This window comes from Pantoea sp. SGAir0418 (genome assembly GCF_043529865.1).
Genome location: NZ_CP027911.1, coordinates 3,294,292 through 3,310,046 on the forward strand (window position 1 = coordinate 3,294,292; position 15,755 = coordinate 3,310,046).

Consider the following 15,755-nt stretch of genomic DNA (forward strand, 5'->3'; position numbering starts at 1 on the left):
AAACTCCGCTGGCGGTGAAATTGCACCCTACTCAGAAAAGGTTCCACGTCGGCGGAACCGCTGGCAGAGCGCCATTCATTGCTGAATGCCTCCCGCTCTTCCATTGCCCGCCAGTATGCCTCTAATATGGGGCAGGAAAAACTGAGCGAAGTCGAGAAGGAGTTCCCCTTTTATGTCCTCTGCGCGTCTGCAACAGCAATTCATTCGCCTGTGGCAACACTGTCAGGGCCAGGATCAGGAAACCACGCTGAGCGAACTGGCCGAACTGCTGCACTGCTCACGCCGCCACATGCGTAACCTGCTGAACGCCATGCAGGCGGCGGGCTGGCTGATCTGGCAGGCTGAAGCCGGTCGCGGTAAACGCTCGCTGCTGAGCTTCTGCTACACCGGACTGGCGCTACAGCAGCAGCGCGCAGAAGACCTGCTGGAGCAGGATCGCATCGACCAGCTGGTGCAGCTGGTGGGCGATAAAAACCAGGTGCGGCAGATGATTGCCGCGCACCTTGGCCGCAGCTTTCGCCAGGGCAAGCATATTCTGCGCGTGCTCTACTACCGGCCCTTGCCTAACCTGCTGCCCGGCTCGCCGCTGCGCCGTTCAGAAACCCACCTGGCGCGTCAGATATTCAGCGGCCTGACGCGTATAAATGAGGAAAAGGGGGAAATCGCCGCCGACATCGCCCATCACTGGCAGCAAACCTCTCCGCTGCACTGGCGCTTCTTCCTGCGGCCGGCAATCCGCTTTCATCATGGCCGCGAGCTGGAGATGGAGGATGTCATCGCCTCGCTGGAACGGGTGCGCAGCCAGCCGCTGTTTTCGCATATCGACCAACTGCACTCGCCGGCGCCGTGGACGCTGGATATCCATCTCAGCCAGCCGGACTGCTGGCTGCCGTGGCTGCTGGCCAGCGTCAGCGCCATGATTCTGCCGCGTGAATGGCCGACACTGCGCCACTTCGCCCGTCAGCCCATTGGCACCGGTCCGTACAGCGTGGTGCGCAATCAGCAAACCCAGCTGAAAATCGCCGCGTTTGATGACTACTTCGGCTACCGCGCGCTGATTGATGATGTCTCGATCTGGGTGCTGCCGGAGATCAGCGATGAGCTGGTCTACGCCGGTGTAAAACTGGAAGGCGAAAACGACGACGAAAAATCGGAAGAGAGTCGCCTCGAAGAGGGCTGCTATTTTCTGCTGTTCGATCAGCGCTCTGAACGCGGGCGCGATGCCGGTTTCCGCCGCTGGGTGAGCGATCTGCTTAACCCTATCGCGCTGCTCAATCATGCCGGCGTCGGCTATCAGCGCTACTGGTTCCCGGCTTATGGCCTGCTGCCGCGCTGGCACCATCGGCGCGATATCACCCCAGCCCACAAGCCCGACGGCGTGACCCAGCTGACGCTCAGCTGGTACAGCCACCACGTCGAACACGAGGGCATCGCCAATGCGCTGCGGCCACTGCTGGCGCAGCAGGGCGTTGAGCTGATTACCCGTGAAGTGAGCTACGAAAGCTGGTTCGACGGCGCGGGCGAGAGTGACATCTGGCTGGGCAGCGTCAACTTTACCCTGCCGCTCGACTACGCCCTGTTCGCTCAGCTCTACGAGCTACCGCTGATGCATCACTGTATCCCGCTGGACTGGCAGGCCGACGCCGCGCGCTGGCGAGAGAAAGCGCTGCCGCTGGCGGAGTGGAGCAAACAGCTGGTAAACAGCGACTATCTGCATCCGCTGTTTCATCACTGGCTGCTGCTGGAGGGCCAGCGCAGCATGCGTGGCGTGCGACTGAACACGCTCGGCTGGTTTGACTTCAAGTCTGCCTGGTTCGCCCCGCCGGAGCTGTAAAAAGGGCAGCATCGGACAACACGACCGGCAGGTGAACCTTTCGCGTTGTCCTGTAAATGTCTAGAATATGTCGTTCTCAACGGGGTGCCGGTTAACTGGCTGAGAGAGACCCGTCGAACCTGATCCGGCTCGTACCGGCGTAGGGATTTGAGATGCTCCGCCCTCAGATCCTTTGCGACGCAACCTTACCTTCTTCTTAAGGAACGCAAAGTGTTAAATAAAGTTCTGCCCCTGTTGCTGCTGATCGCGGCGCCGGCTCTGGCGGCCAAACCCGTCCTCACCGTGTATACCTACGACTCGTTCGCCGCCGACTGGGGCCCCGGTCCGGCAGTGAAAAAAGCCTTTGAGGCCCGGTGCGGCTGTGAGCTGAACTATGTGGCGCTGGAGGATGGCGTATCGCTGCTTAATCGCCTGCGTATGGAAGGAAAGAACAGCAAGGCCGACGTGGTGCTGGGGCTGGACAATAACCTGATTCAGGCGGCGGAAAAAACCGGCCTGTTCAGCAAAAGCACGGTGGATACCCGTGCACTGCAGCTGCCGGACGGCTGGCACAATGACACTTTTATCCCGTTTGATTACGGCTACTTCGCGTTCGTTTACGACAAAAACAAGCTAAAGAATCCGCCGCACAGCCTGAAGGAGCTGGTCGAAAGCCCGGAAAAATGGCGGGTGATTTATGAAGACCCGCGCACCAGCACGCCGGGGCTCGGTCTGCTGCTGTGGATGCAGAAAGTGTACGGCGATGACGCGCCGGCGGCCTGGCAGAAGCTGGCCAGCAAAACCGTGACCGTCACCAAAGGCTGGAGCGAAGCTTATGGTCTGTTCCTCAAAGGCGAAAGCGATCTGGTGCTGAGCTATACCACCTCGCCGGCTTACCACATTATTGAAGAGAAAAAGGATAACTACGCCGCCGCGCCGTTCAGCGAAGGCCATTATCTGCAGGTAGAAGTGGGCGCGCAGCTCGCCAGCAGCAAACAGCCGCAGCTGGCGCAGCAATTCATGCAGTTTATGGTGTCGCCAGCGTTTCAGCGCACCATTCCCACCGGCAACTGGATGTATCCGGTGATCAAAAGCGATTTACCCGCCGGTTATCAGGCGTTGCCGGTGCCTGCGAATGCGCTGCAATACACCCCGACAGAGGTGGCTGACCATCGCGCGGCGTGGATTAGCGCGTGGCAGCGCGCCGTCAGCCGCTGATGCCCGGCTGGCTACTGCCCGGAGCGCTTAGCGCGCTGCTATTATGTGCGGTCGCGCTGCTGGCGCTCGGTGCCCTGCTGCTCGCCGCGCCGGCCACCGACTGGCGCGCGCTGCTCACTGACAGCTATCTGCACCATGTGCTGGCGTTCTCCTTTGAGCAGGCGCTGCTGTCAGCGCTGCTCTCGGTGCTGCCGGCCATTCTGCTGGCCCGCGCGCTCTATCGCCGCCGCTTTACCGGCCGCACGCTGCTGCTGCGCCTGTGCGCCATGACGCTGGTGCTGCCGGTGCTGGTCGCCGTATTCGGTCTGCTGAGCGTCTACGGGCGCAGCGGCTGGCTGGCGCAGCTGTGCACCACAGTCGGTATCGATTATCACTTCTCGCCCTATGGCCTGCAGGGTATTTTGCTGGCGCACGTGTTCTTTAATCTGCCGCTGGCGACGCGCATGCTGCTGCAGGCGCTGGAGAGCATTCCCGGCGAGCAGCGCCAGCTGGCGGCGCAGCTCGGTCTGCGCGGCTGGTCGCTGTTTCGCCTGCTGGAGTGGCCGTGGCTGCGCCGTCCGCTGCTGCCAACGGCGGCGCTGATCTTTATGCTGTGCTTCGCCAGTTTTGCCACCGTGCTGGCACTGGGCGGCGGTCCGCAGGCCACCACGCTGGAGCTGGCCATTTATCAGGCGCTTAGCTTTGATTACGATCCCGGCCGCGCCGCGCTGCTGGCACTGTTGCAGCTCGGCTGCTGTCTGCTGCTGGTGCTGCTTAGCCAGCGCTTCAGTAAAGCGATTCCGGCCGGTAGCCAGACGGTGCGCGGCTGGCGCGATCCGCAGGATTCCTGGCACGCACGCATCGCGGATACGCTGCTGATTACGCTGGCACTACTGTTACTGCTGCCACCGCTGGCGGCGGTGCTGGTCGACGGCTTACGCGGCGGCATTGCCGGCGCGCTGCAACAGCCCGCGCTGTGGCAGGCCACGTGGACGTCGCTGCGCATCGCACTCGGTGCCGGTGTGCTGTGCGTGCTGCTGACCATGATGCTGCTGTGGAGCAGTCGCGAACTGCGCCAGCGTCAGCAGCGCTTCGCCGCGCAGGCCATGGAACTCAGCGGAATGCTGATTCTGGCAATGCCGGGCATCGTGCTGGCGAGCGGGTTCTTTCTGCTGTTCAACGCCACCGTTGGCCTGCCGCAGCGTGCCGATGCGCTGGTGATCTTCACCAACGCGCTGATCGCCATCCCCTACGCCATGAAAGTGCTGGAAAATCCGATGCGCGATCTCAGCGCGCGCTACGCTCAGCTGTGCGCCTCGCTGGGCATCAGTGGGTTTACTCGCCTGCGGCTGATTGAACTGCGGGCGCTGAAACGTCCGCTGGCACAGGCGCTGGCTTTTGCCTGCGTGCTGTCGATTGGGGATTTCGGCGTGGTGGCGCTGTTCGGCAGCGCCGATTTCCGCACCCTGCCGTTTTATCTGTTCCAGCAGATTGGCGCCTATCGCGGTGCCGATGGCGCGGTAACCGCGCTGCTACTGCTGCTGTTATGCCTGCTGCTGTTTACGCTGATGGAAAAATTACCGGGTCGCCATGCTGACACTGAATAACCTTACTTATCTCTACCTGCATCTGCCGATGCGCTTCAGCTTTAGCGCACAGGCCGGTGAACGTCTCGCCATTCTCGGCCCGAGCGGCGCGGGCAAAAGTACCCTGCTGAGCCTGCTCGGCGGCTTTCTGCCGGTGAGTCAGGGCAGCCTGCTGATCGATGGCATCGACCACACCCGTAGCGTGCCTTCCGCGCGGCCGGTATCAATGCTGTTTCAGGAGAACAATCTGTTTCCGCACCTGACAGTGCAGCAAAATCTGGGGCTGGGCCTGCATCCCGGCCTGAAGCTGACGCGCGAACAGCAGCAGCAGGTACAGCAGATTGCGGAGCAAACCGGGCTGGAATCGATGCTGACGCGTCTGCCCGGCCAGCTCTCCGGCGGTCAGCGACAGCGCGTGGCGCTGGCGCGCTGCCTGCTGCGCAATCAGCCGGTACTGCTGCTGGACGAGCCGTTTTCGGCACTCGATCCGGCGCTGCGCAGCGAGATGTTACAGCTGGTGCGCGCGGTGTGCGAGGCGCGCACTATCACGCTGCTGATGGTGTCGCACAGTCTGGAGGATGCGCAGCAGATTGCGTCACGCAGCCTGGTGATTGTTGACGGTCGGGTGTACTGGGATGGCAGCACCGCCAGCCTGCTGCGCGGAGAAAGCCCGGCGGCCGCCATCCTTGGCGTATCACCGCGTTAAGCGAAGAACACTTTCCACAGCAGCTGCAGGAAAATCGGCATCATCGGGTGGAACAACAGTGCAATAAAGGCACCCACGCCGATGAGCGCCATCAGCGGAGCCAGCCAGCGCAGCCGCGCCAGTGGCAGATAAGGCGTGGCCCAGTCGACGCTTTTGCCGCTGCGCCACCAGCGCCACAGCAGCCAGCCGCCGATCCACAGCAGCAGCGCCACCGCCAGTAGCAGCCATTTGAAGCTGTCGCCCTGCGCCGCCTGCGGCACGTCGATCGCCACGCCCGCCAGAATGCCCGGCATCAGGTAAGCCGGCGGCCACAGGATGCAGCCGATAATGTTCGGCGGCAGGAATTTACGCACCGGCAGCTCCAGCATGCCGGCCGCCAGCGGAATCAGCGGACGCGTCGGTCCGACAAAGCGCCCCACGAGGATGGTAAACATGCTGTGCTGATGCAGCGCGTGCTCGGTTTTATCCAGCAGCCCTTTGTATTTTTGCAGGTATTTCCAGCGGTGCAGCGGTCCCTGGAATTTCCAGCCAATGCCGTACGACACCCAGTCGCCAATCAGACAGCCGGCCAGCCCGGCGGCCCACGCCGGATAGAGCCCGATTTGTCCGCTGCCCACCAGCGCGCCGAGGCTGGCCATCAGGACCGTTCCCGGCAGCAGCAGGCCGACAAACGCCAGCGACTCAAGAAAGGTCACCAGCGCCACGGCAATCAGCGCGTACTCCAGCGATTGCGTAAACAGGTGTTGGATCCAGGCTTCCATAACTATCCTCTGCGGAATATAGAGGCTGGATTGTCCTGAGACAGCCCCACAGCGTCAAGCAATTCCCCGCGCTGCCGCACGCCCGCGCCGCACAGACGACGGCACCACCGGCAGTACACTGTATAAACATCCATGATATACTGAAATGAATTCATTCTCCGGAGTTAACGTGACCGAACCGCGCGCAGGATTTTTGCTGACTCGCCACTGGCGGGATACCCCGACCGGCAGCGAAGTGGTGCTGTGGCTGGCCACCGACCAGGGCCCGCAGCGCCTGGTGCTGCCTGCGCAGGAGTCAGTGGCGTTTATTCCCCGGGAGTTTCAGGCGCAAACCGAAGCGCTGATTCGCGACGAGCGCCATACGCGCCTGCAACCGCTGGATCTGAAAGATTTCCGGCGCCGACCGGTGCTGGGACTCTATTGCCGCAGCCACCGACAGCTGCAAAGCATCGAAAAACGCCTGCGTGAAAACGGCATTGCGGTGTATGAAGCAGATATCCGCCCGCCGGAACGCTATCTGATGGAGCGCTTTATCACGGCACCGGTGTGGTTCAGCGGCGAGCCGCGCGGCGACAGCCTCGTCAACGCGCGCCTCAAGCCGCATCCCGATTACCGTCCGCAACTGAAATGGGTGTCGCTCGACATCGAAACCACCGAGCACGGCGAGCTGTACTGCATCGGGCTGGAGGGCTGCGGCCAGCGCCAGGTGTATATGCTCGGCCCGCCGAACGGTGATGCCAGCCAGCTGGATTTTGAGCTGATTTACCTCGACAGCCGGCCACAGCTGCTGGAGCAGCTTAACGCCTGGTTCGCCCGTCACGATCCCGATGTCATCATCGGCTGGAACGTGGTGCAGTTCGACCTGCGCGTGCTGCAAAAACATGCCGACCGCTACGGTATTCCGCTGCGTCTTGGCCGTCAGCAGCAGCCGCTGGAGTGGCGCGAGCACGGCTTTAAGCCCGGCGTGTTCTTCGCTCAGGCCAGCGGCCGGCTGGTGATTGACGGTATTGAGGCGCTGAAATCGGCGTTCTGGGACTTCGCCTCATTCAGCCTGGAAGCGGTGTCGCGCGAGCTGCTGGGCGAAGGCAAAGCCATCAACAATCCGTGGCAGCGCATGGAAGAGATCAACTGGCGCTTTGCCCACGACAAACCGGCGCTGGCCACCTACAACCTGAAGGATTGCGAGCTGGTTACGCGTATTTTCCAGCACACCGCCATCATGCCGTTTTTGCTGGAGCGCGCCACCGTCAATGGCCTGGCGGTGGATCGCCACGGCGGATCGGTGGCGGCGTTCAGCCACCTGTATATTCCGCGAATGCACCGCGCCGGCTTTGTCGCGCCTAATCTCGGCGAAGTGGCACCGGAAGCCAGCCCTGGCGGCTACGTGATGGATTCGCGCCCCGGACTGTATGATTCGGTGCTGGTGCTGGATTATAAAAGCCTCTATCCGTCGATCATCCGCACCTTTCTGATCGATCCGGTCGGGCTGGTCGAAGGCCTGGCGCATCCGGACGACGCCGATTCGGTTCCCGGTTTTCGCCACGCGCGCTTTTCGCGCCGCACCCACTGTTTACCGGCGATTGTCGGGCAGATCTGGCAGGGGCGCGAGGCCGCCAAACGTGACGGCAACCAGCCGCTGTCGCAGGCGCTGAAGATCATCATGAACGCTTTTTATGGCGTACTCGGCACCAGCGCCTGTCGCTTTTTCGATCCGCGCCTCGCCTCGTCGATCACCCTGCGCGGTCACGCCATCATGCAGCAAACGCGTGAGCTGATTGAAGCCGAAGGTTTTGACGTGATCTACGGTGACACCGATTCCACTTTTGTCTGGCTGAAAAGCGCCCACAGCGAAGCCGATGCCGCCGCGATCGGCCAGCGGCTGGCCGGGGTGGTCAATCGCTGGTGGCAACAGCATCTGCAGCAGACTTACGGTCTCGACAGCGCGCTGGAGCTGGAGTATGAAACCCACTTCAGCCGCTTCCTGATGCCAACCATACGCGGGGCCGAACAGGGCAGTAAAAAGCGCTATGCCGGACTGATTCGCCGCGACGGCGACGAACGGCTGGTGTTTAAGGGGCTGGAATCGGTGCGCACCGACTGGACGCCGCTGGCGCAGCAGTTCCAGCAGACGCTGTATGGCCGCATCTTCCGCGGTGAACCCTGGCAGGACTACATTCGCGACACGGTGGCACAACTGCTGGCCGGCGAGCTGGACGATCTGCTGGTGTATAAAAAGCGCCTGCGCCGGCCGCTGAAAGATTACGAACGCAACGTGCCGCCCCACGTGCGTGCCGCGCGCCTCGCCGATGAACATAACCGTAAACTGCAGCGTCCGCTGCAGTATCAGAACGGCGGATCGATCCGCTACGTCATGGCCACCGCCGGGCCGGAGCCGCTGGAAGCGCGCAGCACGCCGCTGGATTACGATCACTACGTCAGCAAGCAGCTGCAGCCGATCGCCGAAGGGATTTTACCGTTTGTCGGCGATGACTTTGCTACACTGATCACCGGGCAACTGGGGCTTTTTTGACAGGTGACGAATGCCCTGCCATCCAGTACCATAGCGCCCTTCCTGATTCTCACCGCGTGCACCAGCTGACCAGATAACTGTCTGGCGGTGGGGTATTGTCTGAGAGCAGGTGAACGTCTTTCTATCTTTTAGAGAATCGAGCAAAAAATATATGGTTTTTACACTGGGTCAACGCTGGATTAGTGATACGGAAAGTGAGCTGGGACTGGGGACAGTCGTGGCGCTGGATACGCGCATGGTCACACTGATGTTTCCCGCCACCGGCGAAAACCGCCTCTATGCCCGTAATGATTCTCCGGTCACCCGCGTGATTTTTAATCCGGGTGATACCGTCACCAGCCACGAAGGCTGGCAGATGCAGGTTGATGAAGTCCGCAACGAAAACGATTTAGTGACTTACATCGGCACGCGTCTTGATACCGACGAAAGCAACGTGGTGCTGCGCGAAGTGATGCTCGACAGCAAACTGGTGTTCAGCAAACCACAGGATCGCCTGTTTGCCGGCCAGCTGGACCGCATGGATCGCTTTGCCCTGCGCTTCCGCGCACGCAAATACCAGAGCGAACAGTATCGCCTGCCGATCAGCGGCCTGCGCGGCATGCGCACCAACCTGATTCCGCACCAGCTGCACATCGCGCATGACGTCGGTCGCCGCCACGCACCGCGCGTGCTGCTGGCCGATGAAGTCGGCCTCGGTAAAACCATTGAAGCCGGGATGATTATCCAGCAGCAGCTGCTGGCCGGACGCGCCGAGCGCGTGCTGATCGTGGTGCCGGAAACCCTGCAGCACCAGTGGCTGGTGGAAATGCTGCGCCGCTTCAACCTGCGCTTTGCCCTGTTCGACGACGATCGCTACACCGAAGCGCAGCACGACAGCGACAATCCGTTTGATACCGAGCAGCTGATTATCTGCTCGCTGGATTTTGTCCGCCGCAACAAACAGCGGCTGGAGCTGCTGGCCGAAGCTGACTGGGATCTGCTGGTGGTCGACGAAGCGCACCATCTGGCGTGGAGCGAAGCCGCGCCGAGCCGCGAATATCAGGTTATCGAACAGCTGGCGGAAAAGACCGCCGGCGTGCTGCTGCTGACCGCGACGCCGGAACAGCTCGGCATGGAGAGCCACTTTGCCCGTCTGCGCCTGCTGGACCCGAATCGTTTCCACGATTTCGCGCAGTTTGTGGCCGAGCAGCAGCACTACCGCCCGGTGGCTGACGCCGTCAGTACGCTGCTGGCCGATCACGCCATTAGCAAAGAGGAGATGAACCTGATCAACGACCTGGTCGGCGAGCAGGACATCGAGCCGCTGCTGCAGGTGGCGAACAGCGATCGCGACGGCAAAGACGACGCGCGCAAAGAGCTGATTTCGATGCTGATGGATCGCCACGGCACCAGCCGCGTGCTGTTCCGTAACACGCGTAACGGTGTGAAGGGCTTCCCGAAACGCGAACTGCATCAGATTCGCCTGCCGCTGCCGGCGCAGTATCAGACGGCGATTAAAGTCTCCGGCATTATGGCGGCGCGCAAAACGGCGGAAGAGCGCGCGCGCGACATGCTGTATCCCGAGCAGATTTATCAGGAATTTGAAGGCGACAGCGGCACCTGGTGGAACTTCGACCCGCGCGTTGAGTGGCTGATGGGCTACCTCACCAGCAACCGTAAAGAGAAAGTGCTGGTGATTTGCGCCAAAGCGGCCACTGCGCTGCAGCTGGAGCAGGTGCTGCGCGAGCGCGAAGGCATCCGCGCCGCGGTGTTCCATGAAGGACTATCAATTATCGAACGCGACCGCGCGGCCGCCTTCTTCGCTTCGCAGGAAGATGGCGCCCAGGTGCTGCTGTGTTCGGAGATCGGCTCGGAAGGGCGTAACTTCCAGTTCGCCAGCCGGCTGGTGATGTTCGATTTACCGTTTAACCCGGATCTGCTCGAGCAGCGTATCGGCCGTCTCGATCGTATCGGCCAATTGCATGACATCCAGATTCTGGTGCCGTGGCTGGAGAAAACCGCCCAGGCGGTGCTGCTGCGCTGGTACCACGAAGGGCTGGACGCGTTTGAGCACACCTGCCCGACCGGCCGCACCATCTACGACAGCGCCTACCCGCAGCTGATTGAGTATCTGGCCGCGCCGGACAACCCGCAGGGGCTGGACGACTTTATCGCCCAGAGCCGCAAACAGCATGACACGCTGAAGGCGCAGCTGGAGCAGGGGCGCGACCGTCTGCTGGAGCTGAACTCGAACGGCGGCGAAGCCGCGCAGGCGCTGGCTGATGCCATCGGCGAGCAGGATAACGACACCGAGCTGGTGAACTTTGCGCTCAACCTGTTTGATATCGTCGGGATCAACCAGGAAGATCGCAGCGATAACCTGATCGTCCTGACGCCGTCGGACCACATGCTGGTGCCGGATTTCCCCGGCCTGCCGGAAGATGGCTGCACCGTAACCTTTAACCGTAACCAGGCGCTGTCACGCGAAGATACCCAGTTCATTACCTGGGAACATCCGCTGATTCGCAACGGTCTCGACCTGATTCTCTCCGGCGATACCGGCAGCTGTGCGCTGTCGCTGCTGAAGAACAAGGCGCTGCCGGTGGGCACGCTGCTGGTAGAGATGATCTATGTGGTCGAAGCACAGGCGCCGAAACACCTGCAGCTTACCCGCTTCCTGCCGCCCACGCCGGTCCGCCTGCTGATGGATCGCGCCGGAAATAACCTCGCCGGGAAGGTGGAGTTCGAAAGCTTTAACCGTCAGCTCAACGCAGTCAATCGCCATACCGGCAGCAAGCTGGTGAACGCGGTGCAGCAGGATGTGCATCACATTCTGACGCAGGCGGAAAAAGTCATCGTGCCGGAAGCGCAGGCGCTGATTGCGGCGGCCAAAGCCGAAGCCGATGAGAAGCTGAGCGCCGAGCTGTCGCGCCTCGAAGCGCTGAAAGCGGTCAACCACAACATCCGTGATGATGAGGTTGATGCGCTGGAGAGCAACCGCGAGCAGGTGCTGGCCAGCCTCGGTGAAGCCGGCTGGCGGCTGGATGCGCTGCGTCTGATCGTTGTGACACACCAATAATCGCTGAGGCCGCGCTGAATCATGCTGATGGAACCCTACAATCCGCCGCTCGACCCCTGGCTGCATATTCTGTATCAGGACGAGCACATCATGGTGGTTAACAAGCCGAGCGGTTTGCTGTCGGTGCCTGGCCGCCTTGAGGAGCACAAGGACAGCGTGATGACGCGCATCCAGCGTGATTTTCCGCAGGCGGAGTCGGTGCACCGGCTCGATATGGCCACCAGCGGTGTGATTGTGGTGGCGCTGACCAAGGCGGCTGAGCGCGAGCTGAAGCGGCAGTTTCGCGAGCGCGAGCCCGCGAAGCAGTACGTGGCGCGCGTCTGGGGACATCCGGCAGCGGAACAGGGCATGATCGATCTGCCGCTGATTTGCGACTGGCCTAACCGGCCGAAGCAGATGGTGAGTGTGGAGCTGGGTAAGCCGGCGCAGACGGAGTATCAGGTGCTGGCGTATGACGCCGATAACAGCGCGCGGGTGCAGTTGAAGCCGATCACCGGCCGTTCCCACCAGCTGCGCGTGCATCTGCTGGCGCTGGGGCATCCGATTCTCGGCGATCGCTTCTATGCCCATCCCGAGGCGTTAGCCATGGCGCCACGCCTGCAGCTGCACGCCGAATCGCTGACCATTACCCATCCGGCGTTTGGCAACAGCATGACGTTTCGCCAGCCGGCTGATTTTTAAGGGGCCGCCGCCCCTTATTTAAAGCCCTTCTCTTTGCGAATCAGGTCGTACGCGGCCTGAATCTCCTGCGCTTTCTGCTTCGCCATCTCCATCATCTCCGGCGGCAGACCTTTCGCCACCAGCTTATCCGGATGGTGCTCGGCCATCAGCTTGCGGTAAGCGCGCTTGATGGTGGTGCTGTCGTCGCTGCTTTTCACCCCCAGCACGCTGCAGGCATCTTCCAGCGTAGGGCCACGTTTCGCCTGCTGATAAGCGCCGCCGCCATACGACGAACCGCCACCAAACTGCTGACCGCCCTCCATCATGCGCAGGAACTGATCGAACTGCGCGCGGGAAATCCCCAGCTCTTCCGCGATAACGTACAGCACCTGACGCTCGTTGGGATGCAGCGAACCATCAGCAAACGCCGCCTGGATTTGAATTTCCAGAAACATCCGAATCAGGTCAAAACGGCCAAAGCAGGCGCTGCGCAGCTCGCGCAGTTTATTACGTAACGGATATTCGCTCTGCTTACCTTCACGAAACGCACGCTGTGCCGCGGTGCGCGCCTCGCCATGCAGCTGCATGCGATCCATAAATAAAGAGGCAATCTGGATATCCGCTTCGGTGACGCGCCCTTTTGACTTGGTCAGATGGCCCATCACCTGGAACGTGGTGCTGAAGAACAGTGTCTGACGCGCCTGGTTATTGGCGAAGTAGCCCTGTCCTTTTACGCTGCGCACTTTGTCAAACAGATGACCAATGATCAGACCCAGTACGATGCCCCAAAAGCCTGCTCCGGAAAGTAAGCCGAGAGCCAGACCAATAACTTTTCCCCAGTAGCGCATAAACTCCTCAATTCGCCATGCTTGCGGCTGAAAATTGCATTATCATACCTGTCATTTATCTCCGCGCCTAACGGCAACGCAGGCAGAGCAGGATTAACACTGGCGCAACGCCGGGCGGTACGTTAGTCTCTGTCCGGATTGTCGGCATGATGCCAGTTTTCATGGAATTATCGAAACCGCGTATGAAAAAACGTATACCTACCCTGCTGGCTACCATGATTGGTGCAGCGCTTTATAGTCAGCATGCACTGGCCGACGATCTGATGTCGCAGTGTATGCTGGGCGTGCCGAGCTACAACCGTCCGCTGGTCAGTGGCGACGCGAATTCGCTGCCGGTAACCATCAACTCTGACTCAGCAAAAGGGAACTATCCGAACGACGCGGTGTTCACCGGTAATGTTGATGTGCAGCAGGGGAATAGCCGTCTGGTTGCCGACGAGATGCAGCTGCATCAGCGTCAGCAGGACGGACAAACGACGCCGGTGCGTACCGTCGATGCGCTGGGTAATGTGCACTATGACGACAACCAGGTCATCCTGAAAGGTCCGAAAGCCTGGTCCAATCTGAACACCAAAGACACCAACGTGTGGAACGGTAATTATCAGATGGTCGGCCGTCAGGGTCGCGGTGATGCTGACCAGATGAAACTGCGCGGTAATAACCGCTATACCATTCTGGAAAACGGCAGCTTTACCTCCTGTCTGCCGGGTTCCAACAGCTGGAGCGTGGTCGGTTCGGAAGTGATTCAGGACCGTGAAGAAGAAGTGGCGGAGATCTGGAATGCGCGCTTCAAGCTCGGCAACGTGCCGGTGTTTTACAGCCCGTATCTGCAGCTGCCGATTGGCGACCGCCGCCGCTCCGGCTTCCTGATCCCCAACGCGAAATACGGCAGCAACAACGGCTTCGAATTCATGCTGCCGTACTACTGGAACATCGCGCCTCAGGCCGATGCCACCATTACGCCGCACTACATGAGCAAGCGCGGTCTGCAGTTGCAGAACGAGTTCCGCTACCTGACGCAGTTTGGTGCCGGCCTGTTAGAGCTGGACTATCTGCCGTCTGACAATCAGTACAACAAAGATAAAGCCGCGCGACCGTCGGTGCAGAACGACAGCAACGACGACCGCTGGCTGTTCTACTGGCGTCACTCCGGCGTCTACGATCAGCACTGGCGCTTCAACGCGGACTACACCAAAGTCAGCGATCCTTATTACTTCAACGATCTTGATTCGAAGTACTACAGCTCGACTGACGGCTACGCCACGCAGAAATTCAGCGTAGGCTACGCTGATACCAACTGGGATGCGACGCTGTCCAGCAAAGACTTCCAGGTGTTTGGTAATACCAGCAGCCAGAACGTGTACCGGGCGATGCCGCAGCTGGATGTCAATCTGTACCAGAACGATATCGGGCCGTTTGACGGTCGCATCTATGCGCAGGCGGTGAAGTTCACTAACGTCAGTAACCGAATGCCGGAAGCGACGCGTTTGCACATCGAGCCAACGCTCAACCTGCCGCTGTCCAACGGCTGGGCCAGCCTGGATACCGAGGCAAAGCTGCTGGCGACGCATTACCAGCAGGATAACGTTAACTACTACAACGAAAATATCGATACCACCCGCACCAATCAGCTGAAAGAGTCGGTCAACCGTACCCTGCCGCAGTTCAAGGTAGATGGTCGCCTGGTATTTGACCGCAATATGGACTGGGCCGAAGGCTACACCCAGACGCTGGAACCGCGCGTGCAGTACCTGTATATCCCGTACCGCAACCAGAGCAACATCTATCCGTACGACTCCACGCTGCTGCAGACCGACTACACCGGCCTGTTCCGCGATCGCACCTACAGCGGCCTCGATCGTATCGCTTCGTCTAACGAAGTGGCGACCGGCGTGACCACGCGTATTTATGATAACGATCTGGTTGAACGTTTTAACGTTTCCGTGGGTCAAATCTACTCGTTTACCCCGTCTCGTACCGGCGTAAACCAGACGAATAAAGAAGATGATACCGGTAGCCTGGTGTGGGCGGGTGATACTTACTGGAAAGTCAGCGATCGCTGGGGCGTGCGCGGTGGCTTGCAATACGATACGCGGCTGGACAACGTTTCCCAGGGCAATGCCATTGTGGAATACCGTCGTGATGCCGACCGTATGGTGCAGCTGAGCTACCGCTACAGCAGCCCGGAGTATGTGGCGCAGGCGTTGAATAACCCCAGCTATGTCACTAACCCGATCTACAAAAACGGTATCTCGCAGGTGGGCGCCACGGCCAGCTGGCCGATTGCCGATGCCTGGTCGCTGGTGGGGGGTTACTACTATGACACCCGCAACAGCCGTCCGGCCGAGCAGCTAGTCGGTCTGCAGTACAGCTCCTGCTGCTACGCCATTCGTCTGGGTTACGAACGCAAGATCAACGGTTGGGAAAACAACGACAGCAAGTATGACAACCAAATCTCATTCAACATTGAGCTGCGTGGTCTGAGTTCTAACTATGGCTTAGGCACCAATGAAATGCTGCGTCAGGGCATCATCCCTTATCAGCGCGCTTTCTGATGTTGTGATATTTGACAGGCTATCCCGCAGTGCGGAAACAA

10 protein-coding genes and 1 riboswitch are annotated in these 15,755 nt (G+C 60.4%); of the genes, 8 read left to right on the plus strand and 2 right to left on the minus strand.

Features of this window, described 5'->3' with window-relative positions:
- Window positions 1-172: 172 nt before the first annotated feature.
- The 4 genes from sgrR to thiQ all read left to right on the plus strand — a co-directional run bounded on the left by sgrR (window position 173) and on the right by thiQ (window position 5,302).
- Window positions 173-1,834: an HTH-type transcriptional regulator SgrR gene (gene sgrR, locus C1N84_RS15475; RefSeq protein WP_058770626.1), complete on the plus strand. Its 1,662-nt coding sequence runs from the start codon at window positions 173-175 to the stop codon at window positions 1,832-1,834.
- A gap of 70 nt (window positions 1,835-1,904) precedes the next feature.
- Window positions 1,905-1,998: riboswitch (TPP riboswitch) on the plus strand.
- Window positions 1,999-2,044: 46 nt separating this feature from the next.
- Window positions 2,045-3,031: a thiamine ABC transporter substrate binding subunit gene (thiB, locus tag C1N84_RS15480; RefSeq protein ID WP_264441637.1), complete on the plus strand. Its 987-nt coding sequence runs from the start codon at window positions 2,045-2,047 to the stop codon at window positions 3,029-3,031.
- Entirely contained in the window at window positions 3,007-4,617 is a 1,611-nt protein-coding gene (thiP, locus tag C1N84_RS15485) for a thiamine/thiamine pyrophosphate ABC transporter permease ThiP (RefSeq protein ID WP_394541663.1), read from the plus strand. Before thiB ends, thiP begins: the two co-directional genes overlap by 25 nt.
- Window positions 4,601-5,302: a thiamine ABC transporter ATP-binding protein ThiQ gene (thiQ, locus tag C1N84_RS15490; RefSeq protein ID WP_264441639.1), complete on the plus strand. Its 702-nt coding sequence runs from the start codon at window positions 4,601-4,603 to the stop codon at window positions 5,300-5,302. The genes thiP and thiQ overlap by 17 nt, the downstream gene beginning before the upstream one ends.
- Here the strand turns inward: thiQ and C1N84_RS15495 are convergent.
- Window positions 5,299-6,063, minus strand: coding sequence for a DedA family protein (locus tag C1N84_RS15495; protein ID WP_021507580.1), 765 nt, complete (start codon window positions 6,061-6,063; stop codon window positions 5,299-5,301). The two genes, thiQ and C1N84_RS15495, sit on opposite strands and share 4 nt — an antisense overlap.
- A gap of 169 nt (window positions 6,064-6,232) precedes the next feature.
- Here C1N84_RS15495 and polB point away from each other — a divergent pair, with 169 nt between their 5' ends.
- The 3 genes from polB to rluA all read left to right on the plus strand — a co-directional run bounded on the left by polB (window position 6,233) and on the right by rluA (window position 12,332).
- Entirely contained in the window at window positions 6,233-8,593 is a 2,361-nt protein-coding gene (gene polB, locus C1N84_RS15500; protein ID WP_058780431.1) for a DNA polymerase II, read from the plus strand.
- Between the two features lie 151 nt (window positions 8,594-8,744).
- Window positions 8,745-11,651 (plus strand): RNA polymerase-associated protein RapA, encoded by a 2,907-nt coding sequence (gene rapA, locus C1N84_RS15505; RefSeq protein WP_394541664.1) that lies wholly within the window; start codon window positions 8,745-8,747, stop codon window positions 11,649-11,651.
- Window positions 11,652-11,672: 21 nt separating this feature from the next.
- Window positions 11,673-12,332, plus strand: coding sequence for a bifunctional tRNA pseudouridine(32) synthase/23S rRNA pseudouridine(746) synthase RluA (gene rluA / locus C1N84_RS15510; protein WP_021507583.1), 660 nt, complete (start codon window positions 11,673-11,675; stop codon window positions 12,330-12,332).
- A 14-nt stretch (window positions 12,333-12,346) separates the two neighbouring features.
- Here the strand turns inward: rluA and djlA are convergent, their stop codons facing one another.
- Window positions 12,347-13,159 (minus strand): co-chaperone DjlA, encoded by an 813-nt coding sequence (djlA, locus tag C1N84_RS15515; protein WP_021312869.1) that lies wholly within the window; start codon window positions 13,157-13,159, stop codon window positions 12,347-12,349.
- 182 nt (window positions 13,160-13,341) lie between these two features.
- Here djlA and lptD point away from each other — a divergent pair, with 182 nt between their 5' ends.
- Entirely contained in the window at window positions 13,342-15,714 is a 2,373-nt protein-coding gene (lptD, locus tag C1N84_RS15520; protein ID WP_230857095.1) for an LPS assembly protein LptD, read from the plus strand.
- Window positions 15,715-15,755: the final 41 nt, after the last annotated feature.